Below are 25974 nucleotides of genomic sequence, written 5' to 3'. Positions count from 1 at the left end.
GATGCAGGTTCATAAAGTCGTCTGGCAGGAGGGCATGCTGCTTCGCCCGCAACACTTGCAGCACAACGACCGCTACTACCGCGAGCAGCTCAACCGCACCCGCTTGCTGGGAATTGATGGCTGGGGGTTCCTGACCCTTGACGTCGATGTGCAATACCTCAATTTGGGCAAAGTGGTCGTCAACCAGGCCAGCGGTGTATTTCCCGATGGCAGCTTTTTCGAACTGAACAACGCAATGGAACCCCTGGTGTTGCAGGTCCCTGCCAACACCAGTGGGCAGGCTGTGTATTTGGCTTTGCCATTGGCCATCGGCAATCAGGTCGAGGTGCGCCAGCGAGAGCAAAGCGATGTGCTGGCTCGCTACGTCAGTTGCGCAGCGCAGATCAGCGATTCCAATGCCGGTGTTGAGTCCCGTTGCCAGATCAACTGTGCACACCCGGACCTAAGATTGCTGTTAGGCGAGCAACCCGCTGACGCGCTGCATGTGAAACTGCAGGTCGCCCAAGTGCTGGACTCGACGGGCGAGGGAGGTGTGCGGCTGGGCGCGGATTTTGTACCGACGTTTATCTATCTGCAAAGCTCTGGCTATGTCTCGTCATGCCTCAAGGAGGTCATCAGTCTGCTCACCACCCGAGGCGATGCGATTGCCGAGAGGATCAGGGGCGGGGGCGGATCGGAGGGCGCTCAGATTGGCGACTTTCTCATGCTGCAATTGATCAACCGTACCGAGTTGGTGTTGCGCCACTTTTTGAGTCAGGGCCAAGTGCGTCCGGAGGCTCTGTACCGGGTGTTGCTGTCGATGCTGGGCGAGTTGTCCACGTTCTCCACCGATAACAAGCGCCCCACGGTGGAAAGTCGTTACAAGCATGGTGAGCAGGGGGCGAGTTTTCGCGGGTTGATGGACGGCATCCGTGCAGTGCTGTCGTTGGTGCTGGAGCAACATGCCATCGAGTTGCCATTGGAACAGCGGCAGTATGGGGTGCTGGTGTGCCCGGTGAGTGACCTCAAATTGCTGGGCAGCGCGACCTTCATTTTGGCGGCAACGGCGCAGTGCGACTCCGAAGAACTGCGCCACCGCCTGCCGGCACACCTGAAAATTGGCTCCGTGGAGCGCATCCGCGAGCTGGTCAACCTGCACCTCGCCGGTATCAAGGTCAAGCCACTGCCGGTGGCGCCTCGACAGATTCCGTTTCATGCCGGCAAGACCTATTTCATGCTCGAACTCAGTGCCCGAGACATCGCGCAGTTGGAGCAATCGGGTGGTTTTGCCTTCCACGCCAGCGGCGAGTTCGCCGGGCTCGAACTCAACTTCTGGGCCATCAGGAACTGAATGCCATGACGATGGACAGCGAATACCCGCAGGACGAAAAAACCGTTCTGCTTGACCTCGATGGTCGCGCGCCCGCCCAGGCGACGGTGACGGACTTCCCATCACCTCCGCGCTTTGAGCAGTTGGAGGACCGGATGATCTACACCGCCGGTCTGCAAGGAGCACAGAGCTTTAATCTCGGCCCCAACGCCCTAGTGGCCGCCGCCTGGGAACTCTTGTCGCAGGTCGTCCAGCTCAAGGGCAGCACCGGCCGGGAAAGCTTGCAGACCCTCAACGATCGCTTGTCGTCGGGGATTACCGCGTTTGAAACGCATGCCTTGCACCAGGGCGTAGAGGCTTCCCAGGTCATGTCGGCGCGCTATGTGCTGTGCAGTGTTATAGACGAGGCGGTGGTCACTACAGCGTGGGGCAGTCGAAGTGACTGGTCGAAGACCAGCCTGCTGAGCCGCTTTCACAACGAAACCTTCGGTGGCGAAAAGTTTTTCCGGCTACTGGAGCGCTTATCCCGCGACCCCGTCAAGCACCTGGCGTTGCTGGAGCTGATGTACCTGTGCCTGTCACTGGGTTTCGAAGGTAAATACCGCATCATGGAGCGAGGAGGGATGCAGCTGGAAACGGTACGAGATGGTTTGTACCGACAAATCAGGCATGTGCGTGGTGAGCGCCCGCTGATGTCTTCTCCCGCTCCCTTGGGACGGGCACCTAGTGCACGGCTGCGCATAATTTCCGTTACCGGGTTCGTCGTCTTCACCCTCGGCTGTGTGCTGGCTATGTACTTGGCGTTTGCATGGGCATTGGCTAATGAACGCATGACAGTGCTGCAACCCTTTCAAATGTTGGCGCCGGATCAGACACGGTCGCCCTTGTAACGCTGGGAGTAATGAATGAACGCATTCTTCATGGGCGTGGGCACAGTGCTGCGCAAAAGTTGGGTCTGGAGCCTGTTGATCGTGTTGTGCAGCGCGCTGCTCGTATGGTTTTTTGGGCCGTTGCTGGCGGTGGATGATCACCGGTTCTGGCAAGGCGCTCCGGCTCGGCTGTTGACCATCAGTGGATTGTTCCTGCTGTGGGGGCTAGCGATGGTCATGGTGGGCGCGCGCCGTTCCGCACGACTTAACCAGCCTGCACACCAGGAGCGTCATGAGCGCCTGGGGTTGGTCGAGGACGAGCAGAAGCAGGTAAGAGGGCGCTTCAAGGAGGCGTTGCACACGCTGAAAACTTCGCGTCGCTACGGTGAACGCAGTGAGCGTTGGCGCAGCGACTTGCCGTGGTATCTGTTGATCGGTCAGCAGGGCAGCGGCAAGACTCGCCTGTTGGCTGCCTGCGGATCGCACTTTGCGCTTGATCGAGGCGAGGGGATTAAAACCCCTGGCGCGACGCAGTATTTTGATTGGTATCTGGCCGACGATGCCGTACTCATCGAGAGTGCGGGGCGCTACCTGGCTCAACCGGACAGCGCCGTCGACGGGGCAGGGTGGTCGACGTTTCTAGGCCTGCTCAAAGTCCGGCGCAGGGCACGTCCGCTCAATGGCGTGATCGTGACCCTGGCGGTGGAGACGCTGCTTGGCAGCAATGAACGCGATCTGGACTTGCATGCGCGAAACGTACATACGCGGTTGCAGGACATCCAGCAGACGCTGCATGTGGATGTGCCGATTTACTTGGTGTTGACCCACGCTGACCGACTGCCAGGCTTTGTGGAATTCTTTGATGCGGCACAGGGCGACAGTGCCGACTCTCTGCTGGGAGAGCGTTTGGTGACAGGCCCGGCCGGTGCTGACATTACACAGGTCCGTGAAGCGTTCGAGGCGTTGCTGCAACGCCTCGCCGCAGAGTTGATCCCGCGTTTGCACCAGGAGCGAAACGCAGAGCGTCGCGGCCAGATGCTCGACTTTCCGCGGCAGGTCGCGCAAATCGGTGAGCGTTTGTGCCTGTTTGTGGAGTCTGCGTTCTCTGCCCACCGCTTCCAGCGTATTAACGGTTTGCGCGGGTTTTACCTGACGTGTGCGCAGACGGCTGACAGACGTTCCCACTTTGTACAGGGCCTGTTCAACCGGGTGATTTTTGCCGAGGCCAATCTTGCGGGACTGCATACTCCAGAGCGACAGCGTATCCGTCGACATCAAGGGTTGCTGGCGGTGGCGGCTTCCCTGGCTATTCTCGGCGCGGGAGGGCTGTGGGCCTACAGCTATTCGGTCAACCACCAACGCTTGATGCAACTGGCTCAACTGAGCAAACCACAGCCGCCCGCCGTGCCAGAGTTGGACGTTACCCTGGCGCGGCTGCCGCTGTTAGATGCTCGCTTGGCCGCTACCCAGGTATTTCCCGCGTTGGCGGACGCTCGATTGGTCGAGCGCGGGGGGTTGTATCAAGGGGAGCTGAGTCGGCCGCTGCTGGTGAGTGCCTATGAAGATTCACTGCGTGAGCAGTTGCTGCCTCTGGTCTCCTCGATGCTGGAAGAACAGGTGCGAGCCAGTCTTGGCGACCGCGAGGAACTGCTGGATAGCCTACGGGCTTACCTGATGCTCAGTCTGCGTGAGCGTCGCGATAACGGTTGGCTGGCGCAGCGTGTAGCCGGTCATTGGTCGGTGCGTTATGCCGGTGATGCTGCGACGCAGAATCGGTTGAATGAACACCTTGCACGATTACTGGGGCTGTCGTTCGAGACGTCCTCGGACGTTGAACTGGTTGCTGAGGCTCGCCAGGAGTTGCGTGGTGAATCCTTGGCAGGCGTGGTCTACCGGGTGCTGCGTGACCAGGCGCGAAGTCTCGAGCCGCTTCGCCTGGCCGAGGGACGGGGTTTTGTCACTGCCGAGCAGCCCATACCCGGCTTCTACACCAAACGGTATGTGCAGTATTTTGAAAGGCAAGGCCCGCGGCTGGTTAACTCCATCGCTCAGGATAATTGGGTCATCGGGGAGGGCGCAGATCTGAGTGCACTGGATTTGCGGCGTTTGATGCTGGAGCTGGAGCAGCGCTATTTCAGTGAGTACGCTGATACGTGGAGTGAGGCCCTTGGCCAAGTTCGTCTGCAGGAAAGTAACAGCCTGAGGCAGCATGCGGACGGGCTTGCCAGCCTGGCGTCAGCGCAGTCGCCGTTGGTGCAACTGTTGCAACAGGTTCGGGAAAATACGCGCTTGCTCTCGGCCACTGATCGCCTTGAGGCCGTTACCCAACAGGTCTTGGATGTGGAGACTTCCGCTTCCAGTGTGTTGCTCAGCCAACTGCAGGGGCAGGCTGCACCTGACTCTGCCCGACGCGCGCTGCAGCGTCGTTTCGAACCTCTGCATCAATTGCTGGATGCGGAACAAAACCCCGGCGTTGAGCTGACGCAGGCTTTGCGGCTGCTCGATGGATGGCATCTGCAACTGGCGGCCCTGAACCGCGAAGGCGTGCCGGAGCAGGCGGTATTTACGATGGTCAGGCAGCGTATGGAAGGGCAACAGCCGTTGTTGGGTAGCCTGCGTGATGCTGCTGCGCGCTTGCCGCTGCCGCTCAAAGGCTGGTTTGAAGGCATTGCCGATGACAGCTGGCGACTACTGCTCGACGATGCCTATGTGTATATCAATCAGCGCTACCAAAGTGAGGTCTATGGTTTTTACACCAAGGCGATCCAGCATCGGTATCCGTTCGATGCCACTGCCACCAGTGATGTCGCCCTTGGCGATTTTCAGGCGTTTTTCAAACCCCAGGGCGCCATGGCGAGCTTTTATGAAAGCTACCTGCGCTCCTTTGTCAGTGCCGAGGGCAGTCGCTATCGCCTACGGGGACTCGATGGCCGTAGCCTGGGGCTGTCGCGCTCACTGTTGGACCAACTGACCAGAGCCCAGATGATCCGCCAGGGCTTCTTCACCGAAGATCAGGGGGACTGGGCGGTGCGGTTCACGCTGGCTCCCTATAGCCTTGATCAGGCAGTCAGCCGTGCCGTCTTGAGCATTGGGGATCAACACCTTGAATACCGTCATGGTCCGATTGTGCCTATGGCGTTCCAGTGGCCGGGCGAGACGGATAATGGCCGTAGCAGCCTGGTACTGGAGAGGGGTGTGCAGCGGCCGTTGGGGATTGAAAAAAACGCGGGCCCCTGGTCGTTGTTTCGATTTTTCGAGCTGATGCAAAGTGAGCCAGCAATTGGTCAGGGCGCACAGCTTATCAAGGCCGAACTCGATGGCATGCGCGCCAACTTCCTGCTCAGCAGTCAGCGCAGTCTCGGTCCGTTTCAAATGGCGAACTGGCGCACATTCCGCTTGCCGGAGCAACTGTGAACCAGGCACATACCGCGGGATACAGTGCTGGGCGAACGGCCCGCGGCAAGGCGCGTTTGCGCAACGAGGACGCGTTTCTCGACTGCCCCCAGCGGGGGTGTTGGGCAGTAGCCGACGGTATGGGTGGTCATCAGGCTGGGGATGTGGCCAGCCGCTGGGTAATCAGCAGCCTGGCTTCGTTACCTGATCAGGGCAGCTTTGACGAACGGGTCGAGGCCGTGCGGCGGTGTTTGCGATCGCTCGACAGTGAAATGGGGCAAGCAATAAAGCAAGCCGCCGAGGGCATCATGGGCAGCACCGTGGTGGTGCTACTGCGCGAGGGCAATCGCGCCGCGTGCATTTGGGTCGGGGATAGCCGTTGCTATCTGTGGCGGGGACAGCGGTTGTACCAACTGTCGCGGGACCACTCGCTGTGGCAGCACCTGATGGACAAGCAGCAGTTGAGCCTGGAGCAGGCCCAGGCCCATCCGGATGCCAAGGCGTTGACCCGTGCCATTGGCGGCCGACAGCCACTGAGCCTGGCAGTGCTGGAACTCAGTATCCAGCCGGGGGATGTATTTTTGTTGTGCAGCGATGGTTTGTATCAGGGACTCAGCCACGGCGAACTGGGCAGTGCCCTGAGTGTGGGGACACCCTTGCAGGTGGTGGATCGCTTATTTACCAACGTGATGCGAGGGGCCGCGCGGGATGACCTGACGGCCGTGGTGGTTCAGCCATGAGTGCAGTCACCGGCCCGCCGAACCTGCTTGCAGGACGCTATCACCTCGAACGCGAATTGGGCACAGGCGGGATGGGCGTGGTTTACCGCGCCCGTGATCTGCTGCACGAGGCGTTCGGCGAGCCCAACGCATGGGTGGCGCTGAAGCTGCTGGGCGATACGCTCGCCGAATCCCCCGACGGCCATGTATTGCTGTACAGCGAGTTCGCCCTGACCCGAAGCCTGCGCCACGATCATGTGGTCAGAACGTTTTCCTTCGAGGTTGACACCCCGCGCCAGGTTGCATTCTTCACCATGGAGTTGCTCACCGGTATGACCCTGGACCGGCTGCTCAAGGAGTGCCCTGATGGATTGCCATGGAGGGAGCTGAAACCCATCGCAATGCAACTCTTGGATGCGCTGGCGTATGCCCACCAGCAGGGCGTTCTGCATGGCGACGTGAAGCCCGCCAATATCATGGTGGGCGAGCAGGGTGTGCAGTTGTTTGATTTTGGTTTGGGGCATGGCGAGGCACAGCAGGCCGCAGGTTTGCCTGGCTTGAGTCGCAGCCGCTTAAACGCCTGGACGCCGGCGTATGCGGCACCGGAATTGATGGCGGGCGGGCGCCTGTCTCCCAGGGCCGATCTGTATGGCGCGGCCTGTGTGATCTATGAACTCGCCCAGGGAAACCGCCCCGGCAAGGGGCAGTTGAATAAGCCATTGCCGAGGCCACGACAACTGCCCCGCCAGTGCTGGTCCGCGTTGCGTTCTGCGTTGGAGGTGGACCCTGAACGACGCACCCTTTCGGCCGAAGAATTGTGCGAAGCGATAAATGGACGGCGACGCCACTGGTTGTTTTAGTGGGCGTATCAGCCGTTCAAATCGTGCAGTTGGCAGTATTCGACCCAACTCAGTCCGGCCATCTGCGCCACTTCCTTGTGCACTTCCAGGCGCAGGGCCTCGAAGTCCTCGGAGGAGTCGGTGGTCAGTTTGAGCGTCAACTCCCATGCAAAGAGACCCTGGCGTTCGGCTTCTGCCTCAAACGCTTCATGCAGCCGTTCGGCGCGGTACTGTGCCAGGGTTTCGCCCTTGGCCTGGGCGGCCAGCGGGTTCAGGGTGTTCAGTTCTGCGGCCACATCGGGGTGTTCGTTCAAGAATCGGTCCAGCGCGAGCTGGTGGTTATCGCCAGGTGGTGACAAGGGTGTGCTCCAAATCAGATGGAATCAGGCTTCAGTTTTTGGCCCGAGACGAGCCATATGCGCATTAAGCGCAGACAACAGGTATTGAAGCAGATTCCAGGATTGGCCCAGGTCACAACATTCAACAATTGAAAAAAAAACCGGCGTTGCCTGCTATTCATTGCTGAAATTTCCGCCCTGAACATGGCAAAAGGCTTTCGCTCCCGGTGTCAGGACGTGTAGCGTTAGCCCCGGTATTTTGGGCACTGCCTTCCATGGGCAGAGGGCGATGGGCAGAGGGTGGGTCATGGCGCAAACGCTGTTCAAACTGTTCTTCACCCAGCGTCTGGCTGCCTTGGCCAGTACCGAGTCGTTGCGTGCGATCCGCGAAGGGCTGCTGTGGATCCTGCCGTGCCTGCTGGTGTCAGCGGGTTTTCTGATCCTGTCCGAATGTGCGCGGGTACTGGGGTTCGATCCGCAAGTGGTAGCGCTCCTCGCAGGGTTGCACAACCAGATCAGTTCAGTGATTCCGCTGCTGGTGGCGGCTTCCATCGGTTACATGCTGGCGATCCAGTACCGCCTGCCGCAGCTACCGGTGGCGTTTCTGTGCCTGGCCCATGTAGTGGTCGCGACCTTTATCCTGCGCGAATACCCCCGCGCGTCTGCCACGTTCGTCCTGTTTATCGCCATTGCCTCACCGCTGCTGAATGTGCCGGCCATGGCCTGGCTGTACCGCTACCGCTGGACCCGCCTGGTCAATGAAGACCTGGTAGGGCACAACCTGCGGGGTACGATCAATATGGTGGTGCCCGGTGCCATCACCGCTCTGGCGCTGGTGGTGGCGCTGTCTTTGTTGCTGCAGATTCCTTACGTGGCGCAGTTGCAGGGGCCCCAGGTGATTGAAGCCCTGGAGTCGCCCTATGGCAGCGGTTTGTTTGTCACGTTGATGAACTCGCTGTTGTGGTTTTTCGGGATCCACGGCGTGTACGCCATGCAACCGCTGTTCGACGTACTGGATCAGGCGGTGGTGCTCAACGGCGCCGCGCTGGCAGCAGGTGAGCCGATCAAATATGTACTCAACAGCGGCCTATTGGGCAGTTTTGCCTTTATCGGCGGCTCGGGCGGTGCATTGTGCTTGCTGGTGGCAATCCTGCTGTTTTCCAAGAGTCAGTCGATGCGCCTGCTGGCCGTGGCGAGCTTGCCGCTCTCGCTGTTCAACGTCAGTGAAGTCCTGCTGTTCGGCCTGCCGATCATCCTCAACCCACGCCTGTTCATTCCGTTTCTGGTAGTCCCTGCCCTGAACGCAATGGTGGCGTTGACCGTGGTGGAGTTGGGGTGGGTATCTCCCGCGGTGGCCAGCGTGCCGTTCACTTCCCCGGTATTGCTCAATGCCTACCTGAGCACCCACGGCGATCTGGCCGCAGTCGCGCTGCAAGTAACGCTATTGGCCCTGGGCACCCTGGTGTACGCGCCGTATGTACGTGCAATCCATCGCCAGGCCGCTGAAGGTGGCACGGTGTACCTGAAATCCCTCGACATGACCTTCCGAGGCCTCGAAGAGAAAGGCCGGCTGCGCGAGCTGGACCCGGTGCTGGCGTCCCACAGGACCTTCGCGCGCCAAGCCAATGAACTGAGCCACATCCAGCAGATCAGCGACTACGAGTTCTACCTTGAATTCCAGCCGCAGGTCTCGACACGCACCGGCCTGTGTACTGGCTGCGAAGCGCTGATGCGCGCCCGCGATGCCAAGGGCACCGTGCACTCGCCGTGGGAATTCCTGCAATGGTTGGCGCAGGCGCGGCTGATGCCGGACGTGGATGTGTGGGTGGCGTCCCAGGCGATTCGTCAGTATCAGAAGTGGCAAAAGCTCGGTTTTGCGCTGCCCATGACCATCAACATTTCCAGCGCGACCCTGACCGACGCGGCCTATGGCGAACGCCTCGTGGAAATCCTCGCTCAGGCCCATGGCCAGGTGTCGGTGGAAATCACCGAAGACGCGCTGATCAGCGACATCCCGGCCACGCGCCAGACCATCCGCAAATTGCAGGACATCGGCGCCAAGGTCTATATCGATGACTTCGGCACCGGGTTTTCGGCCCTGAGCTATCTGCACCAATTCCCGGTGGACTTCATCAAAATCGATCGCAGTTTCGTGGTGGCCCAACACGATCCCAAAGGCGCCCAAGTGCTGACCGGCATGCTGCGTTTCTGCGAAGCGCTGAACCTGGGCGTGGTGGTGGAGGGTGTGGAGACCGCCGAGCAGTTGGCCTTCCTGAACACCGGCCCTGAGTTGATTATCCAGGGCTGGTATTTCAGCAAGGCACTGCCGGGCGATCAGTTGGAAGGCTTTGTGCGCGAGCGTGAAGCCTTGGCGCAAGCCTAGTAGCCGCGCTGAGTCTGTTCGATGTCTTCGATCAGGCTGTCGATGCCCTCCAGGCGCGCCCGGTTATCGTGGTCCCATGGATGAAAGCCGGGTTTGAAGTAGTGCAGCCAAGGCCGCAGCATCCGTGGGAAAACTCCCTTGGGCCCATACAGAAACTTCAGCATGCGCCAGAAGCCTTTGAGGTGCCCGCCGGCCTTACGGTCTGCGATCAAGAGGCGTACGTGGAAATCCAGTACGACCAGCCAGAAGAACACCGTGGTGGTCAGCATGGCGCCGGTGCGCAGCAGATAGCGCTTGGGGCCGGGCTTGATCACCGTATTCCACACGTCGAAGGCCACAGCCTTGTGTTCGGTTTCCTCCAGAGCGTGCCAGTACCACATCTGCTGGTAGCCCTTGAGTGAGTCGCCAAAGCGGGACGGATCACTGAGCAGGATTTCCGCAAGCATCGCTGTGTAGTGCTCAAGGGCAATGGTGATTGCCAGGTTGAAGGCGGGCGGAAAGTGTTTTTTCTGCAGGTCCAGGACGAACTTGAGACGACGGTCCAGGGTGTGTGCCGGCAGCCCTGCCGCTTGCATCAGGTCGTTGTAGGCCACGTGTTCACGGCTGTGCATCGCCTCCTGACCGATAAAGCCCTGGATCTCTTTTTTCAGCGCAGGGTCCTCCACGCGCTGGCGGTAGTGGCGCACGCTGTCCATGAAAAACAGCTCGCCCTGGGGAAACAGCAGGGACAGGGCATTGAAAAAATGCGTGATGAACGGGCCCTGTTCGTGCCAGTTGGTGATGCGCTCGGCGGGCAGGACAAAACGGACGTCGCGGCGGATAGGCAGCATAGTGCGTGCTCCTGTTCAGAGACGGGGTTCGTCATTGGTTTCAAATACTGGCCTGCGTTGCTTGGGCGCCATGCGTTTGCTGGCGAACACCACCAACGCTTGATAGGCCGCGGGCAGGCAACGGGCGAGCAGGTCGAGGAAATACGCATCGCGGCCGATCAGCACGCGGCGTTTGTTTTTGCGGATGCCTTGGAGGATCACTTTGGCGGCCTGGTCGGCATCGGTGATGAAGAGTTTTTCGAAATCGGCGCGGGCTTGCTGTTCGCTGTGGATCAAGAAGCCGGTCATGTTCGCGTCGATGCGGCTGCTGCGGCAGATGTCGGTCCGAATGCCACCGGGGTGAACGCAGGTGGCCGATACGCCGCAGCGTTGCAGATCCAGTTCCTGGCGCAGTGCTTCGGTGAAGCCGCGCACGGCGAATTTAGTGGCGTTGTAGCCGCTCATTCCCGGTTGGGCAAACAGGCCAAACACGCTGGAGGTGTTGATTACATGACCTTCGCCGCTGGCTTTGAGATAGGGCAGGAACGCCTTGGTGCCGTGGACTACTCCCCAGAAGTTGATGCCGACAATCCATTCCAGGTCGGCATAGTCCACGCCCTCCACGGTGCTGGAGAGGGCCACCCCGGCATTGTTGAACACCAGGTTGACCTGGCCGTGCTCAGCCATGCAACGCGCGGCCCATTCTTCCATGGCCTGGCGATCGGACACGTCCAGCACCTGGGTGGTGATCATCACGGGTGACAGGGTGGAGGTCTTGATCAGCGTCAGGGTTTGCTCCAGGCCTGAGGCGTTTTTGTCCGCCAGCGCCAGATGGCAACCTTCCCGCGCGAGTGCCAGAGCCAACGCGCGACCCATGCCGGATGCCGCGCCAGTGATGGCCGCCACGCGACCGTTGAATGACTTCATGACAGGCTGCCTTCTGCGGTGGAATGGGCGGCCGCCGCGCGACGGGCGAGCGTATTGAGCGGTAACCGATCGACTTCATAGTCCTTGAGCGCAAACTGTCGCGTGACCTGCTTGAAGCGCCACGTGGAGCCGGGCCACAGGGTGGTGTTTTTGCCGGTGCGCGGGTCGAGGTACCAGCTCTGGCAACCGCCGGTGTTCCAGATGGTGCGCTTGAGTTGGTCCTGCAGTTGGCGGTTGTACGCTTGTTCTACCGCCGGCTTGACGTCCACTGTGGCGATGCGCTGGCGCTGCATCTGCTTGAGTGCGTCGAGGATGTAGGTCACCTGCGCCTCGATCATCAGGATCATCGAGTTATGCCCCAGACCGGTATTGGGCCCGACGATCAAAAACAGGTTGGGATAACCCGGTACCGTCGTACCCTTGTAGGCATGGGCGCCGTCGTGCCAGGCGTCCATCAGGTCCACACCGTCGCGCCCGATGATGCAGTCGCGGGGCACGGGGTCGGTAGCTTGGAAGCCGGTGCCGAAGATCAGGCAATCGGCCGGGTGCTTGATGCCGTCGGCGGTGATCACGCCGTCTGCTTCTATGCGCAGCACGCGGTCGGTGACCACCTCGACATTGCTGCGCGACAGCGCCGGGTAGTAGTCATTGGAGATCAGCACGCGCTTGCAGCCGATGGTGTAGTCCGGCGTCAGGGTCTTGCGCAGGGACGGGCGGGCCACTTGCTTGTGCAGATGGCGTTGGGCGATTTTCTGCACCATCTTCATCAGCCTCGGGTGCAGGGCAAAGCCCACTACGCGACCTTCCAGCGCCCAGTAAAAGGCGCCGCGCACCAGGCGCTGGGTAAAAGGCAGGTGCTTGAACAGCCAGCGTTCGACGGGCGAAATTGCCCGGTCAGGCTTGGGCATGATCCACGGTGGCGTGCGCTGGAACAGGTCCAGGTGGGCCACCTGCGGCGCAATCTGCGGCACGAACTGGATGGCACTGGCGCCGGTGCCGATCACCGCCACGCGTTTGCCTTTCAAGGAATAGTCATGGTCCCACTGCTGGGAGTGGAAGCGCTTGCCCTTGAAGTTCTCCAGGCCTGGAATCTCCGGCAGCGCCGGGCGCGACAGGCCGCCCATACCCGATACCAGCACCCGTGCGCTCACGTGCCGGCCATCGCTGAAGCTCAATTGCCAGCGTTGCTGCTGCTCATCGAATACTGCGCGTTCAAGGCCCTTGTTGAAACGCAGGTAAGGCGCCAGGCCGAAGCGCACAGCGCATTGCTCCAAGTAGGCGCGTATTTCCGCTTGGCGCGCGAACTGTCGCGTCCAGTTCGGGTTGGGCGCAAAGGAAAACGAATACACATGGGACTGCACATCGCAGGCGCAGCCTGGGTAGTGGTTGTCCCGCCAAGTACCGCCGAGGGTCTCGGCCTGTTCGGCGATAAAGAAGTCGGTGAACCCGGCCTCTTTGAGTTTGATGGCCATGCACAGGCCGGCGAAGCCTGAACCGATGATGGCGATGTCGATGGATTCACTGTGGGCATTCATAGGCTGTCCTTAATGGGCATCGGATGTGCTCCTGTTTTTGTTTTGTCTTTTAGATAAAACACCATTGCAAAGAAAAATTGAATTAATTATTTTAAAAAAGATTTTAAATAATCTACCTGAAAATATCGCCTACGCTAGGACCATGTTTGGTATGCACCACTTGTCCGACGGACGAGCACGGTCCGCATGAGGTCAAAGTCCAGGGGGCGGGCGATGGCTGAGGCCTTGACCAATTCCGGTCGGGTCGCCAGCAGCAGGGAAGCAGAGGACCGAGCTATGGCTGTGGAGTGGGTTGCCGCTGCGGCGGGCGCAAGTGCGGTGTTATGGGGCTTCAGCGCCTGGATGACACGGCGCATTGAAGCCGCTGTCCCCATCAATGGGCGCTTGGTGGAGGTCGATGGCGAGCGCTTTCATTATGTAGAAGAGGGCAAAGGCCCACCCCTGGTGATGATTCACGGGCTGATGGGCAGCAGTCGCAACCTGACCTATGCCTTGTCCGGCCAGTTGCGTGAGCATTTTCGGGTGATCACCCTCGACCGTCCCGGGTCGGGTTATTCCACGCGTCATAAAGGCACGGCAGCGGACCTGCCGGCCCAGGCGCGGCAGGTCGCAGCGTTTATGCGAGCACTGGGCCTGGAAAAGCCCCTGGTGTTGGGGCATTCCCTGGGCGGAGCGATATCCCTGGCCCTGGCCCTCGACCACCCCGAGGCCGTATCCGGCCTGGTGCTGGTGGCGCCGCTGACCCATCCCCAACCCACCTTGCCGTTGGTGTTCTGGTCGCTGGCGGTGCGACCGGCCTGGTTACGGCGCTGGGTCGCCCATACCCTCACCGTGCCCATTGGCCTGTTGACCCGGCGTTCGGTGGTCAAGGGCGTATTCGCCCCGGACACCGCTCCCGAAGATTTCGCCACCCAGGGCGGCGGGCTGCTGGGCATGCGCCCCGACAACTTTTATGCAGCCTCCAGCGAGATCGCACAGGTCAACGACTTCCTGCCGGACATGGTCAAGCGCTACTCGCAACTGACGCTGCCCATCGGCCTGATCTATGGCGCGCGAGACCAGGTGCTGGACTTTCGCAAACACGGCCAGGCCCTCGCCGACAAAGTGCCAGGCCTCAAGCTGCAAGTGGTGGAAGGGCGCGGCCATATGCTGCCGATCACCGCCACGGCGCGAGTGGTTGAGGCGGTGTTGCAGGTGGCCAAGCGCGCGCGTCCGGCGCAAACGGCCACAGTCCTGCATCCGCCCTTTGCCCTGGCGAACAAATAATCGTGGTCCTCATTGCGGGTTCGAACGGCGCAAATGCTTGCCCTAGAGACCTGACCAAACGGCTGAAAAAGAGACTGCTCGGTCACGTAAAAAAGGCTTCGAAAAAGTAGTTGACGACCTAACGATTCCGCGTTATTTATTTAAAAAAATATTTCAATGTTTGTTTTGAAATGATTTTTGAAATGCCTAAGAGCGAATAAAAATGAAAAAAACGTCTTTTATCGCATGGTTGATTTCCCGGAGCCTTCTTCGCTCCCTGAACCTGTTTTCCACCTCCCTGCCAAGGAGGCTGCCATGAACCAGACTTTGGCAGCGCCAAGCGTGTGGACCGATGGCAAGCGCCACCTGTGGTGGTTGGGCATCATGCCGTTGGCCACACCCCTGTTGTCCGGCTCCCTTGCCATTTTCACCGGCGTCCAGCAGTTATGGTGGGTCGGCGTGCTGGTGATCTTCGGGCTGATCCCACTGATTGACGGCCTGCTCGGCGAAGACGTGAGCAACCCGCCCGAGTCGGCGGTCAGCCATCTGGAAACCCAACGCTACTACCGCTGGATCGTCTACACCGGCGTGCTGTTCGTCATCTCGTCAGTGATCATTACCGGCTGGCTGGCTGCCGGCGGCATCGAATGGATCATCCAAGGTGGTCTGTTGCACGCCACCGCTCACCTTGATCCTTCCAACTGGCTGGTCCACGCCGCCAGTTACATCACCGATCGCACGCAACTGCATGGCGCACCGAGCTGGTTCACCTACTTGGGCATGGCCATGTCGACCGGCGCCGCCACCGGCATTGCCATCAACACTGCCCATGAACTGGGGCACAAACCCAACGCCTTGGAAGTGTTCCTGGCCAAGGTCACATTGGCACCGACCTTCTACGGGCACTTCTACACCGAGCACAACCGTGGTCACCATGTGCGTGTCGCCACGCCAGAAGACCCGGCCAGCTCGCGCCTGGGCGAAAGTTTCTGGGCCTTCCTGCCGCGCTCGGTGTGGTTCAGTGCGCACTCAGCGTGGAACCTGGAGCGTGAACGCTTGCGCAAACTCGGCCTGCCGGCCTGGCACTGGAAGAACGGTGTACTCAGTGCCTGGATGTACAGCGTAGTGCTGTGGGGCGCGATGATTGCCTGGCTGGGGGCGGCGGTGATTCCCTTCTTGATTATCCAGGGCATCTACGGGTTCTCGTTGCTGGAAGTCGTGAACTATGTCGAACACTACGGCCTGAAACGCCAGAAGTTACCCAATGGTCGTTATGAACGCTGCTCGCCTCGGCACTCCTGGAACAGTAATCGGATTGTCACCAATATCTTTCTGTTCCAGTTGCAGCGGCACTCCGACCACCACGCCAACCCCACGCGCAGTTATCAGTCGCTGCGCCACTTTGATGAATCGCCGCAACTGCCCTATGGGTACGCGAGCATGATTGTATGGGCCTATGTACCTTACTTATGGCGCCGGCGCATGGACCATCGGGTGCTTAATCATTACGCCGGGGATATCAGCCTGACCAATCTTCAGCCCTCACAACGATTGAAGTATCTGGAGAAGTACAGCAACAGCGCCAAGCCGTTCTGACATGAAGTAATACCCAGTTGTGTACTCGGGGCCTTAAATGCCGCGCAGGATTTTATCGCCCCGAGGAAGTGGTTTGACCCGAACAACAATAATTAAAGGGAAGGACGTACACCATGCAATCACCTGCCAAGTTCACTACCCATATTCTATTGGCTGCACTGGGCCTGATCGTTTATCACCAGGCCCAGGCCGCCCGTATCGAACCGGCCGGCAGTGCGTTCACCGCCCAAGGCCCCATCAGTTTTTCCAAGGGGGCGCTGATCAGCGCCGACTGCACCATTAAGGTCGCGGGCAAAGTTGCGGCCGATGGTTCATCCGTGAATGTCGACAAAGTTGAGTTCGATGGCGGCCTCAAGTGCAGCCGGGTCGAAGCCACCAACTTGCCGTGGGTGCTGGTGGCCAAAGACACCAAAAGCGGTTCCATGTCGAATATCAGCGTGGATGTGCACGCCTTCGGACTGGGCGGCAAGTGCGGGCCTTCTACCGCTGATGGCACGTGGGACAACGCCACCGGAAAGTTGGAAGCGGCCAATGTCCCCATTGGCGAAGACTGCAAGATCAAGACGGTGTCGATCAAGATGCCGCCCACCTTCAAAGTTGTTGAATAACGCCGTCCACGTTTAGAGCGGTAATTGAATTGAGATTTGGCTGGAAAGGGAAGTTCTGCAGTTTCACCGTGACCTCTCGTTCATGGCCATTACCCCCTGGCGAATGACTCGCCATTACATGTGAGGAAAAACAATGAAAAGTTTGAAAACCCTCGTTTGTGCAACTTCTTTTGCTCTGTGCTTTGGTGCCGTTTCGATGGCAAACGCCGCGACCATTGCACCTGCTGGTGCCGCTTTTACCACCTCGGGCTCTATCACCGTTAAGTCGCCGGCGTCCCTGAATATCCCGGTCACTTGCAACATTATCTTCACCGGTACCGTGGCGAGTGGTGGTGCTGGAGCTTCGATTACCGGCGCCACGGTCAGCGGTTCCAACCCGCTGTGCGGCGTTCCAGTGTTGAGCAACCTGCCATGGCCGCTGACGGTCGCTGGTACCGGGCCTGACGCGTTCACCGGCACTGTTTCGGGTGTGAAATTCAAAATCGCCTCTGACTGCAGCGCTACGCCGGTGACCATCGCGGTCAACTGGAAGAACTCCACCAACACGCTGGGTATTTCTACGCCTCAAACCGTGGGCTCTTGCACAATTACCGCCCTTACCGCTGTTCCAAGTCCAGCGTTCACCGTTAGCCCATAAGTACCCTGAGTACTTGACGTGATGATCACACGTTGAAACTGGCAAGTGCCTCGTAAGAGGCACTTGTTTGAAAAAGTTTGCAAGGGTGGAATACAACAATAAGGAGTGGCGCATGAGTATTAAGAGAACAGCCGCACGCAGTCTATTGGGCTTTAGCATTTCATCTGATCAGTGGCGCTACGCATAGGCGAAGTGACTCGCCAGACCCTGTGAGGAATAACAATGAAAAGCTTGAAAACGTTCGGTTGTGTAACACTCTTTGCTCTTTGCGGTGGGGCCATATCGACGGCCAGTGCGGCCACTATTGCCCCTGCCGGTAGCGCATTTACCACGGCGGGCACTATTACTATAAAGTCTCCCCTTAGTCTTAATGTACCAGTGACTTGCAACTTCGCGATGGCCGGTTCGGTTGCATCTGATGGATCAGTTGCAGCGATTACCAGTGCCGTGTTCAGCGGTTCAAACCCCATATGCTCAATTCCTGTCGCGAGTAATTTTGTGTGGCGTTTGAAGCTGACAGGTAGCGGCCCCGACGTGTTCCCCGGAACGCTTGGTGCGTTGAAGTTAAAGGTTGCATCGGACTGCAGCAGTTCTCCAGTGAACATCAGTGTTATCTGGAAAAACTCTACTAACACCCTGAGCATCACAAGCCCTCAAACAGTGGGTGCTTGCACGATCACAGGTCTCACTGCTTCACCCAGTCCGGCGTTTACTGTTTCTCCGTAAATGGCCTGGGTGCTGGATGGGACGGTCATGAATTGCAGTGAGCAAGTGCCTGGCAAGAGGCACTTGTTGAAGTAAACCGGGTTCGGAAAAACCGATATCGGTGCTTAACAACTATAAGGAGTCGGGCATGAATAATAAGAAAGCACACGCACGCACGTTAATAAACCTGGCCGTTATCGGCGGCCTGATGGTTATAACCGGCAGTGCGCAAGCCGGTGGGTTCTCTACTCCGACGTTCGGGGCGGAAGGCTGGGGCCGCGCGTTCGGTGGTGGTTCGATGTTTAAGGATGATCCGTCATCGGCTTACAACAACCCGGCGGCGATGGCGTTCATTGATCACAATATCTCGCAGTTCAACGTTGACTACGCGCGTATCAATATTCACTACAAAGGTACCGCCAAAGACTACGCAGGCAATCCGACCTCCACCACGACTGTTAACCCCGATACCTTTGAGTTCAATTCCGTGCCCCGCGATGGTGATGGAGGGCAGGGCGGTTTTACCGCCTGGGTGCCGACCGGATTCATGGTCATGCCGATCGGTGACCGTTTCGCTTTCGGTCTCAGCCAAGTGGTGCCCATGGGCGCACGTACCACCTGGGACAATGACTGGAAGGGCCGGGATTTTGCGGTTGACACGCGCATCGAAACCGTCGGGTTGACGGGGTCGCTTTCGTTCAAGGTCAACGATGAGTTTTCCATCGGCGGTGGCGCGATTGTTCAGCACACCAAAGGCTTCGTCAGCCAGAACGTTGACCTCTATGCCGCCGCTGCACTTGCTCCGAATTCGATCCCATTCCCGGCGGGCATTGGCTACTCGCTCATGCGAGTCAAAGTCGACAATACCTCGGTGGGCTGGTTTGCCGGCCTGGCCTGGAAGCCAACCCCACAAGACACGCTGGGTTTGAACTACCACGCCAAGATCAAGAACAAGCTTGAAGGCAAATACAACATCTACGCTGACGAAGGCTCCCAGGGCCTGATCGACGCCGGGTTGCCGGGCATTTTGTATCCAGGTCTCAACCTTCAAATGAACGGTAAAGCCTCCACCCAATTGGACGTTCCTGCCAGCGCAGCGATTGATTGGGTTCACCAGTTCAATGATCGTTTTACCCTCGGTGCCAGTGTCTTGTGGACCCAATGGTCGTCATTCAAAAACCTGACCCTGAAGTCTGAGGGGTCGACCATCGTTGCCATCCCTTACAACTACAAGGACGCCTGGATGGTGTCTCTCGGCGGCGACTATAAGCTCACCGATGATTTCACGTTGCGCGCCGGTGTTGCGACGGACCAGACACCTACCCGTAACTCCACCCGCGACCCGCGTATCCCGGATGGCGACCGGATCTTCACCTCGCTGGGCTTCGGTTACAAAATCAGAGCGATTCCAGGCCTGGGCATCGACGGCTCCTACTCCCACCAGTTCGTGGAAAAAGCCAAGTTGAAAACCCAGAACCAGGATCGTCTCGGGGGGGCAACCCTGGACGGCAAGGCCGAAGCCTATGGCGATGTCGTGAGCCTGGGGGTCACTTACAACTTCTGATCCTGTGTTACGCCGTGCCGGTGCGAAGCCCGCAGTCAGCGCATCTTTCTGCAGGTTTTTCACCGGTAATGCAACGAAGGGGTCGCCCACGCGACCCGTTCCGATTTCGTCCAATTCGCGTTGATTCGGCTGACAGGTTCAGTCGCTATTTTTTTGCTCAAGCATTAAATAAAAATTTCAAAACAAAATTTGAAATTAGCTTTCCAAGTTTGTAGTGTGGCTTTAAGCCGCAGGTCAATTCGACCTTGCGCACGTAAACCACGCCCTGAATCGAGTAGAGGTATCCCCATGGTTATCTGGTTATTGGTGGGTTTCGCAGCCGCGATTGCCCTGGCGTATCGACAAGCTGCCGCGACCCTGTGGTTAGGGGCCGGCTTGATCTGGTTGGCACTGGGTTACGTGTTCAACGTGGTGGCAGGTTTTGGGGCCAGCGTCGCGGCGCTGCTGGTGATCGCGCCCGCGTTGCTGATGACGATCAAACCCCTGCGTCGCACCTTGCTCACCAGCAAGGCCCTCGGCCTCTTTCGCACGATCATGCCGGCAATGTCCGACACCGAGCGTGCGGCTATCGAGTCCGGTACCGTGTGGTGGGACGCCGAGTTGTTCAGCGGCAAACCCGATTGGCAGCGCCTGTTGCAAGCCGCGCCGGCCAGCCTCAGCGCCGAGGAGCAAGCCTTCCTCGACAATGAAGTGGAAACCTTGTGCGACATCGCCAACGACTGGGAAACCACCCAGGTCTGGCAGGACATGTCCCCCGAAGGCTGGCAGTACACCAAGGATGCCGGTTTCCTCGGCATGATCATTCCCAAGCAGTACGGCGGCAAAGGCTTCTCCCACTATGCCCATTCGCAAGTGGTGATGAAGCTGTCGACGCGCTGCTCGGCGGCGGCGATTTCGGTGATGGTGCCCAACTCCCTCGGCCCGGCCGAGCTGTTGCTGCACTACGGCACCGACGCCCAACGTAATTACTACCTGCCGCGCCTGGCTCGGGGTGAAGACATCCCGTGCTTTGCCCTGACCAGCCCGTATGCGGGCTCGGATGCCGGGGCCATTCCAGACTTGGGTATTGTCTGTAAGGGCATGCACGAGGGCGAAGAGGTGCTGGGTTTCAAAGTGACCTGGGACAAGCGCTATATCACCCTCGGCCCCATCGCCACCGTGCTGGGCCTGGCGTTTCGCGCTGAAGACCCGGACGGCTTGCTGGGCCCGAAAGGTTCGCTCGGCATCACCTGCGCACTGATCCCCACGTCCCACCCCGGCGTAAACAGCGGTCGCCGCCATTGGCCACTTAACGCCGTATTCCAGAACGGCCCAACCACCGGCAAGGACGTCTTCATCCCGTTGGAATGGGTGATCGGCGGCCGTGAACAAGTCGGTAATGGCTGGCGCATGCTGATGGAGTGCCTAGCAGCGGGCCGTGCCATTTCGTTGCCGTCGGCCAACGTCGGCCTGGCCAAGGTTGCGGTGCGTGGCACTACGGCTTATGCCGCGATGCGCAAGCAGTTCGGCCTGCCCATCGGCAAGTTCGAAGGGGTGCAGGCACCTCTGGCGCGCATGGCCGGGCATTTGTATGCCTGCGATGCGGTGCGCAAGGTATCGGTAGCGTCCCTGGATGCCGGCGAGAAACCTTCGGTGATCTCCGCCATTGCGAAGTACCACGTCACCGAGCGTGCGCGAATCATCGTCAACGACGGCATGGACATCGTCGCCGGCAAGGGCATTTGCATGGGCCCGAATAACTTCCTGGCCCGTGCGTATCAGCAAAGCCCCATCGCCATCACGGTGGAAGGCGCGAATATCATGACGCGCTGCCTCATCATCTTTGGCCAAGGCCTGATCCGTTGCCATCCCTATGTGTTCCGTGAGATGGAAGCGGCGCGCAACCCGGACCGGCGTAAGGCGCTGGAAGACTTTGACAGCGCGATGTTCGGCCACGTGAGTTTCGTGCTGGCCAACACCGTACGTGCGGCGGTGCATTCGCTGACAGGCGGTCGTCTGATTTCTGCACCTGCCAAGACCGACCCCGCGCTGGCGTCCTACTACCGCCAGGCCAATCGTCTGTCGGTGGTGCTGGCGCTGATCTCGGACATTTCCATGGGTGTGCTGGGCGGTGCCCTCAAGCGCAAGGAAAGTATCACCGGGCGTCTGGGGGATATTCTGTCGCAGCTGTACATTTTGTCCTGCGTGCTCAAGCGTTTCGAGGATGACGGCCGGCCTCAGTCAGACCTGCCGCTGGTGCACTGGTCGGCTCAGGATGCGCTAGTGCGTGCTCATGAAGCCCTTGCCGAAGTGCTGGAAAACTACCCCTCCAAAGCCGCCGCCGCCGTGGTGCGCGGCCTGACGTTCCCGTTCGGCATTCCGCTGCGCAAACCGTCGGATCGCCTACTGGCCCAGGTGGCCGATGTGGTGCAGACACCGGGCGAGACCCGTGACCGGTTGTTGGCCAATTCCTACATTCCACGTCCCGAAATCGACAAGTTGGCGTATGGCGAGTTGGGCTTCCGTCTGCTGCCACAAGTGGAGCTGATCGACGCCCGGCTCAAGCCTGCCATCAAGCAAGGCGTGCTCGAACCGATGCCTATTTCCGCCACGGCTTTCACCACCTGGCGCGTCAAGGCCAGGGCGCTGGACTTGATCAGCGACGACGAAGACGCCTTGCTCGCGCGCTATGTGGAATACGCCGATCACGGTATCCAGGTGGATGACTTCCCGCAGGACTTTGGTTTGCTGGAAGCATTGCAGCAGCGCAAGCAGGCGTTGGAACCGGCCACCAAGCGGCGCAGCAGCCAAAGCGAAAACGCCTCGGTCAACTAGGACAAACGCGGCCAGTGTGGGAGGGCGCTTGCACCCGATAGCAATCCATCAGTCACCGACTCATTGGCTGACCACCGCTATCGGGGGCATGCCCCTCCCACATGGACCGGGTTTACAAGGTCAGAATGTGTTGTGAGTGAATGCTGATATGAGTGACAGCTACCTATCGTTCGTCAATTCCCCCTGGGGCCGTCGCCTGGCCCAGGCAGTGGGCTTGCCCCAGCCCGTGCCGTTGCAACGCCATCGCAGCGGTCAGCCGGGCCTGGCTAATCCGGTGATTGTCGCCGGGGCAGGGCGCCTGGCCTCCCAGGTGCACCAGGTCTTCAGCGCCACCGACACGGTCGCGGCTACCCCGGCAACGCTCAAGGCGCCGTCCACGGTCAAGGCCCAGGGCGCGGTGTATGACGCCAGCGCGGTGGTCGACCTTAAACAGTTGGATGAGCTGTACGTATTCTTCCACGCCAACGCCAAGCGCCTGGGCCAACACGCACGGGTGGTGGTGCTCGGCACTGCACCGGAGCATTGCGCGGACTTGCCCCACGCCGTCGCCCAACGCGCCCTCGAAGGGCTGGTGCGTTCGCTGGCCAAGGAGCTGCGTCGGGCGATCACCGTCCAGTTGCTTTATGTTGCGCCGGGTGCCGAAGACGGGTTGGACAGCAGCCTGCGTTTCTTCCTGTCGCGGCGTTCGGCCTATGTGTCGGGGCAAGTGGTGCGATTGGAAAAACCGGTAGATGGCAACCCTAGTGTCAACTGGGACAAGCCTTTCGCTGGCCGACGTGCGCTGGTCACTGGCGCTTCCCGTGGCATCGGTTTGGCCATCGCCCAAGTCTTGGCGCGTGAAGGGGCGCACGTGGTGTGTGTGGACGTGCCCCAGGCCCAGCAATCGTTGGAACAGGCCGCCGCCAGCGTCGATGGTTCAGCGTTGCCCCTGGACATCACCGCGCCGGACGCAGCCTCGTCGTTGCTGGCCCACGTCAGCCAATACGGCGCGTTCGATGTGGTGGTGCACAACGCCGGCATCACCCGCGACAAGACCATCGCAAAAATGCCCGAAGCGGCCTGGCGCGATGTGCTGGCGGTCAACCTCGAAGCACCGTTGCACCTGAGCACCGCATTGATGGAAAACCAGGGGCTTAATCCCGGTGGGCGCATTGTGTGTGTGTCATCGATTTCCGGTATTGCCGGCAACCTCGGCCAAAGCAACTACGCCACCTCCAAGGCTGGCGTGATCGGCCTGGTGCAAGGCCTCGCGACACGCGCCGCCACGCAGCAGGTGACGGTGAATGCCGTAGCGCCGGGGTTTATCGAGACCCAGATGACAGCAAAGATCCCCCTGATGATTCGCGAAGCAGGGCGGCGCATGAACTCTATGAGCCAGGGCGGGCAGCCCATCGATGTGGCCGAGACCATCGCCTGGTTGGCGCATCCCGCGTCGGGTGGCGTCAATGGCCAAGTCGTTCGTGTGTGCGGCCAAAGTCTGCTGGGAGCCTGAGCCATGGACTACGTGACCCAGATTATTGACCCGCCGCCCTCGCGCACCCAGTTGTTGCTGGATGGCGTACGCGCCCTGCGTAAGCCCAAGTTCGACGGCGCGCCGGTACTGCCCAAGGAGCGGCTGGTGCGCTCGGCGGTGGGGTTATCCGCCGCAGGCATCGCCGCCTATGGCCGTGCCTGCGGGTTCCGGCGCGAGCAGGGTGTGCCGCTGTCCTATCCCCATGTGCTGGCGTTCCCGCTGCACTTGATGCTGTTGACCCGGCCAAGCTTCCCGTACCCGGCCAGCGGCATGGTGCACTTGGCCAATCGCATTCGTCAGCACCAGCGCCTGCACGAAGGTCAGGCCTTGCGCCTGGAGGTGTATGCCGAGCGCTGGGTCGCCCATCCCAAGGGCCAGGCGCTGAGCATCGCCACACGCGCTTACAGCGCCGGCACCCTGGCGTGGGAAAGCGACAGCCTCTACCTGCGCCGCGACGTAAAAGACCCGATCGGCGAGCCCTGGGGCGACGCGTTGCCATTGCAGGAACACGGCCTGCTGCGCACCCAGCGCTGGGTTTTACCCGCCGACCTGGGCCGGCGCTTCGCCAAGGTTTCGGGGGATTTCAACCCGATCCACACCTCGGTGATCGGCGCAAAACTCTTCGGTTTCCGCCGCGCCATCGCCCACGGCATGTGGACGCTTGGCCGCGCCTTGGCCGCCCAGCAACCGCCCGGTGGATTGGATCAGGCCGAAGCCCATTGCGACTTCAAGTTGCCGATCTTTTTGCCCGGCCAAGTTGCCCTGTGGCAACACCCTGTGACCGGCCCGCGTCGCGAATTCGAAGTGCGCAATTTCGCCGGCGACAAACCCCATATGCGCGGGCTATTTGTCTGGAATGAGAGCCATACATGAGTGACTACAGCTTCAATCCGGCCCCGACCCGCCGCGTGGCGATTATCGGCGGCAACCGTATCCCTTTTGCCCGTTCCAACACGGTGTATGCCCACGACAGCAACCAGGATTTGCTGGTAGCGGCGCTGCAAGGCTTGGTCGACCGTTACAACCTGCACGGCCAGCGCCTGGGCGAGTTTGCTGCCGGCGCGGTGATCAAGCATTCGCGGGATTTCAACCTCGCACGTGAGTCCCTGCTATCAACCACCTTGTCCCCCGAGACCCCGGCCTACGATCTGCAACAAGCCTGCGGCACGGGCCTGGAAGCGGCATTGCTGGTGGCGAATAAAATCGCCCTGGGCCAGATCGAAGTAGGCATTGCCGGTGGCGCCGATACCACCTCCGACGCCCCCATCGGCATCAACGAATCCTTGCGCCATACCTTGCTCGCAGCCAACCGCGCCAAGGGCTTGGGCGACAAGCTCAAGGCTCTGCTGAAGGCGCGGCCGTCGATGTTTTTCAAACCGCTGCTGCCACGCAACGGCGAGCCGCGCACCGGTTTGTCCATGGGCGAGCACTGCGAAGAAATGGCCAAGCGCTGGCAGATCAAGCGCCTGGCCCAAGATGAGCTGACCCTCACTAGCCACCAACGCCTGGATGCCGCGTACAAACGCGGTTTCTTCGAGGACCTGATCAGCCCCCACCGCGGCCTGACCCGTGACAACAATCTGCGGGCCGACGCCAGCCTGGAAAAACTCGCCGGTCTATCTCCAGCCTACGACCGCCAGAACGGCACGCTCACAGCGGGCAACTCCACGCCTCTGACCGATGGCGCCTCGGTGGTGCTGCTTGCCAGCGAAGAGTGGGCGGCCGCCAACGGCTGGCCGGTGCTGGCTTACCTACGCACCGGCGAAACCGCCGCGGTGAATTTTGTCGACGGCACCGAAGGTCTGCTGATGGCCCCGGCCTATGCCGTGCCGCGCATGCTCAAGCGCGAAGGCCTGAGCTTTGCCGACTTCGATTTTTTCGAAATCCACGAAGCCTTTGCCGCTCAGGTGTTGTGCACCCTCAAGGCCTGGGAAGACGCCGACTATTGCCGCGAACGCCTGGGCCTCGACGCGCCGCTGGGCGTCATCGACCGCGCCAAAATGAACGTCAACGGCGGTTCCCTCGGCTGCGGTCATCCGTTTGCCGCCACCGGTGGCCGGCAATTGGCGGCGTTGGCCAAGGCCATCCACGAGCGCGGCGGCGGGCGCGGTTTGATCTCGATCTGTGCAGCGGGCGGGCTGGGCATTACCGCCATTGTCGAAAAGTAGCGC

At 60.1% G+C, this 25974-nt stretch carries 20 protein-coding genes; 16 read left to right on the top strand and 4 right to left on the bottom strand.

What is annotated here, in order from left to right; all coding sequences use genetic code 11:
- Window position 1: 1 nt before the first annotated feature.
- From tssK to ACEN2T_RS22040, 5 genes are read left to right on the top strand one after another with little or no spacing between them, the layout of a single operon-like run.
- Window positions 2-1330 carry a type VI secretion system baseplate subunit TssK gene (gene tssK / locus ACEN2T_RS22060; RefSeq protein WP_442117537.1) on the top strand — a complete coding sequence of 443 codons (1329 nt, stop codon included), beginning with the start codon at window positions 2-4 and terminating at the stop codon, window positions 1328-1330.
- A 5-nt stretch (window positions 1331-1335) separates the two neighbouring features.
- Complete coding sequence (gene icmH, locus ACEN2T_RS22055; protein WP_442117536.1) at window positions 1336-2199, top strand: type IVB secretion system protein IcmH/DotU; 864 nt, start codon at window positions 1336-1338, stop codon at window positions 2197-2199.
- A gap of 15 nt (window positions 2200-2214) precedes the next feature.
- Entirely contained in the window at window positions 2215-5592 is a 3378-nt protein-coding gene (tssM, locus tag ACEN2T_RS22050) for a type VI secretion system membrane subunit TssM (protein WP_442117535.1), read from the top strand.
- The gene (locus ACEN2T_RS22045; RefSeq protein WP_081797690.1) at window positions 5589-6311 is read left to right on the top strand and encodes a PP2C family protein-serine/threonine phosphatase; all 723 of its coding nucleotides are present in this window, start codon (window positions 5589-5591) and stop codon (window positions 6309-6311) included. Before tssM ends, ACEN2T_RS22045 begins: the two co-directional genes overlap by 4 nt.
- The gene (locus ACEN2T_RS22040; RefSeq protein WP_339481668.1) at window positions 6308-7150 is read left to right on the top strand and encodes a serine/threonine-protein kinase; all 843 of its coding nucleotides are present in this window, start codon (window positions 6308-6310) and stop codon (window positions 7148-7150) included. Before ACEN2T_RS22045 ends, ACEN2T_RS22040 begins: the two co-directional genes overlap by 4 nt.
- An 8-nt stretch (window positions 7151-7158) precedes the next feature.
- Here the strand turns inward: ACEN2T_RS22040 and ACEN2T_RS22035 are convergent, their stop codons facing one another.
- Complete coding sequence (locus tag ACEN2T_RS22035) at window positions 7159-7488, bottom strand: DUF6388 family protein (protein ID WP_032886512.1); 330 nt, start codon at window positions 7486-7488, stop codon at window positions 7159-7161.
- Between the two features lie 286 nt (window positions 7489-7774).
- On the opposite strand from ACEN2T_RS22035, the gene ACEN2T_RS22030 reads away from it, so the two are divergent.
- Window positions 7775-9850: a PTS sugar transporter subunit IIC/EAL domain-containing protein gene (locus tag ACEN2T_RS22030; protein WP_442117534.1), complete on the top strand. Its 2076-nt coding sequence runs from the start codon at window positions 7775-7777 to the stop codon at window positions 9848-9850.
- Here ACEN2T_RS22030 and ACEN2T_RS22025 read toward each other — a convergent pair.
- From ACEN2T_RS22025 to ACEN2T_RS22015, 3 genes are read right to left on the bottom strand one after another with little or no spacing between them, the layout of a single operon-like run.
- A complete protein-coding gene (locus ACEN2T_RS22025; RefSeq protein ID WP_099602284.1) occupies window positions 9847-10680 on the bottom strand; it encodes a metal-dependent hydrolase in 834 nt (277 codons plus the stop codon). The genes ACEN2T_RS22030 and ACEN2T_RS22025 overlap by 4 nt on opposite strands.
- A gap of 15 nt (window positions 10681-10695) precedes the next feature.
- Window positions 10696-11586 carry an SDR family NAD(P)-dependent oxidoreductase gene (locus ACEN2T_RS22020; protein WP_032886509.1) on the bottom strand — a complete coding sequence of 297 codons (891 nt, stop codon included), beginning with the start codon at window positions 11584-11586 and terminating at the stop codon, window positions 10696-10698.
- A complete protein-coding gene (locus ACEN2T_RS22015; protein WP_442117533.1) occupies window positions 11583-13121 on the bottom strand; it encodes a flavin-containing monooxygenase in 1539 nt (512 codons plus the stop codon). Before ACEN2T_RS22015 ends, ACEN2T_RS22020 begins: the two co-directional genes overlap by 4 nt.
- A 276-nt stretch (window positions 13122-13397) precedes the next feature.
- Here ACEN2T_RS22015 and ACEN2T_RS22010 point away from each other — a divergent pair, with 276 nt between their 5' ends.
- The 10 genes from ACEN2T_RS22010 to ACEN2T_RS21965 all read left to right on the top strand — a co-directional run bounded on the left by ACEN2T_RS22010 (window position 13398) and on the right by ACEN2T_RS21965 (window position 25971).
- Window positions 13398-14387, top strand: coding sequence for an alpha/beta fold hydrolase (locus tag ACEN2T_RS22010; RefSeq protein WP_442117532.1), 990 nt, complete (start codon window positions 13398-13400; stop codon window positions 14385-14387).
- Window positions 14388-14681: 294 nt separating this feature from the next.
- A complete protein-coding gene (locus ACEN2T_RS22005) occupies window positions 14682-15962 on the top strand; it encodes an alkane 1-monooxygenase (protein ID WP_095184567.1) in 1281 nt (426 codons plus the stop codon).
- A gap of 113 nt (window positions 15963-16075) precedes the next feature.
- Window positions 16076-16570: an alkane oxidation protein activator PraA gene (gene praA, locus ACEN2T_RS22000; RefSeq protein WP_032886505.1), complete on the top strand. Its 495-nt coding sequence runs from the start codon at window positions 16076-16078 to the stop codon at window positions 16568-16570.
- A gap of 133 nt (window positions 16571-16703) precedes the next feature.
- A complete protein-coding gene (gene praB / locus ACEN2T_RS21995) occupies window positions 16704-17207 on the top strand; it encodes an alkane oxidation protein activator PraB (protein ID WP_081797686.1) in 504 nt (167 codons plus the stop codon).
- A 222-nt stretch (window positions 17208-17429) separates the two neighbouring features.
- Window positions 17430-17933, top strand: coding sequence for an alkane oxidation protein activator PraB (praB, locus tag ACEN2T_RS21990; protein WP_277419709.1), 504 nt, complete (start codon window positions 17430-17432; stop codon window positions 17931-17933).
- A gap of 127 nt (window positions 17934-18060) precedes the next feature.
- Window positions 18061-19476, top strand: a complete 1416-nt coding sequence (locus ACEN2T_RS21985) for an outer membrane protein transport protein (RefSeq protein WP_099602287.1) — start codon at window positions 18061-18063, stop codon at window positions 19474-19476.
- Between the two features lie 288 nt (window positions 19477-19764).
- Window positions 19765-22290 carry an acyl-CoA dehydrogenase gene (locus ACEN2T_RS21980; RefSeq protein ID WP_122756541.1) on the top strand — a complete coding sequence of 842 codons (2526 nt, stop codon included), beginning with the start codon at window positions 19765-19767 and terminating at the stop codon, window positions 22288-22290.
- Window positions 22291-22438: 148 nt separating this feature from the next.
- Complete coding sequence (locus ACEN2T_RS21975; protein WP_095184571.1) at window positions 22439-23782, top strand: 3-oxoacyl-ACP reductase; 1344 nt, start codon at window positions 22439-22441, stop codon at window positions 23780-23782.
- A 3-nt stretch (window positions 23783-23785) separates the two neighbouring features.
- Window positions 23786-24676, top strand: coding sequence for a MaoC/PaaZ C-terminal domain-containing protein (locus tag ACEN2T_RS21970; RefSeq protein ID WP_032886501.1), 891 nt, complete (start codon window positions 23786-23788; stop codon window positions 24674-24676).
- Window positions 24673-25971, top strand: coding sequence for an acetyl-CoA C-acetyltransferase (locus ACEN2T_RS21965; protein WP_032886499.1), 1299 nt, complete (start codon window positions 24673-24675; stop codon window positions 25969-25971). The genes ACEN2T_RS21970 and ACEN2T_RS21965 overlap by 4 nt, the downstream gene beginning before the upstream one ends.
- Window positions 25972-25974: the final 3 nt, after the last annotated feature.

The organism is Pseudomonas sp. W22_MBD1_FP4 (assembly GCF_052113765.1).
GTDB lineage: Bacteria > Pseudomonadota > Gammaproteobacteria > Pseudomonadales > Pseudomonadaceae > Aquipseudomonas > Aquipseudomonas sivasensis.
This window is presented reverse-complemented; position numbering and strand designations above follow the sequence as displayed.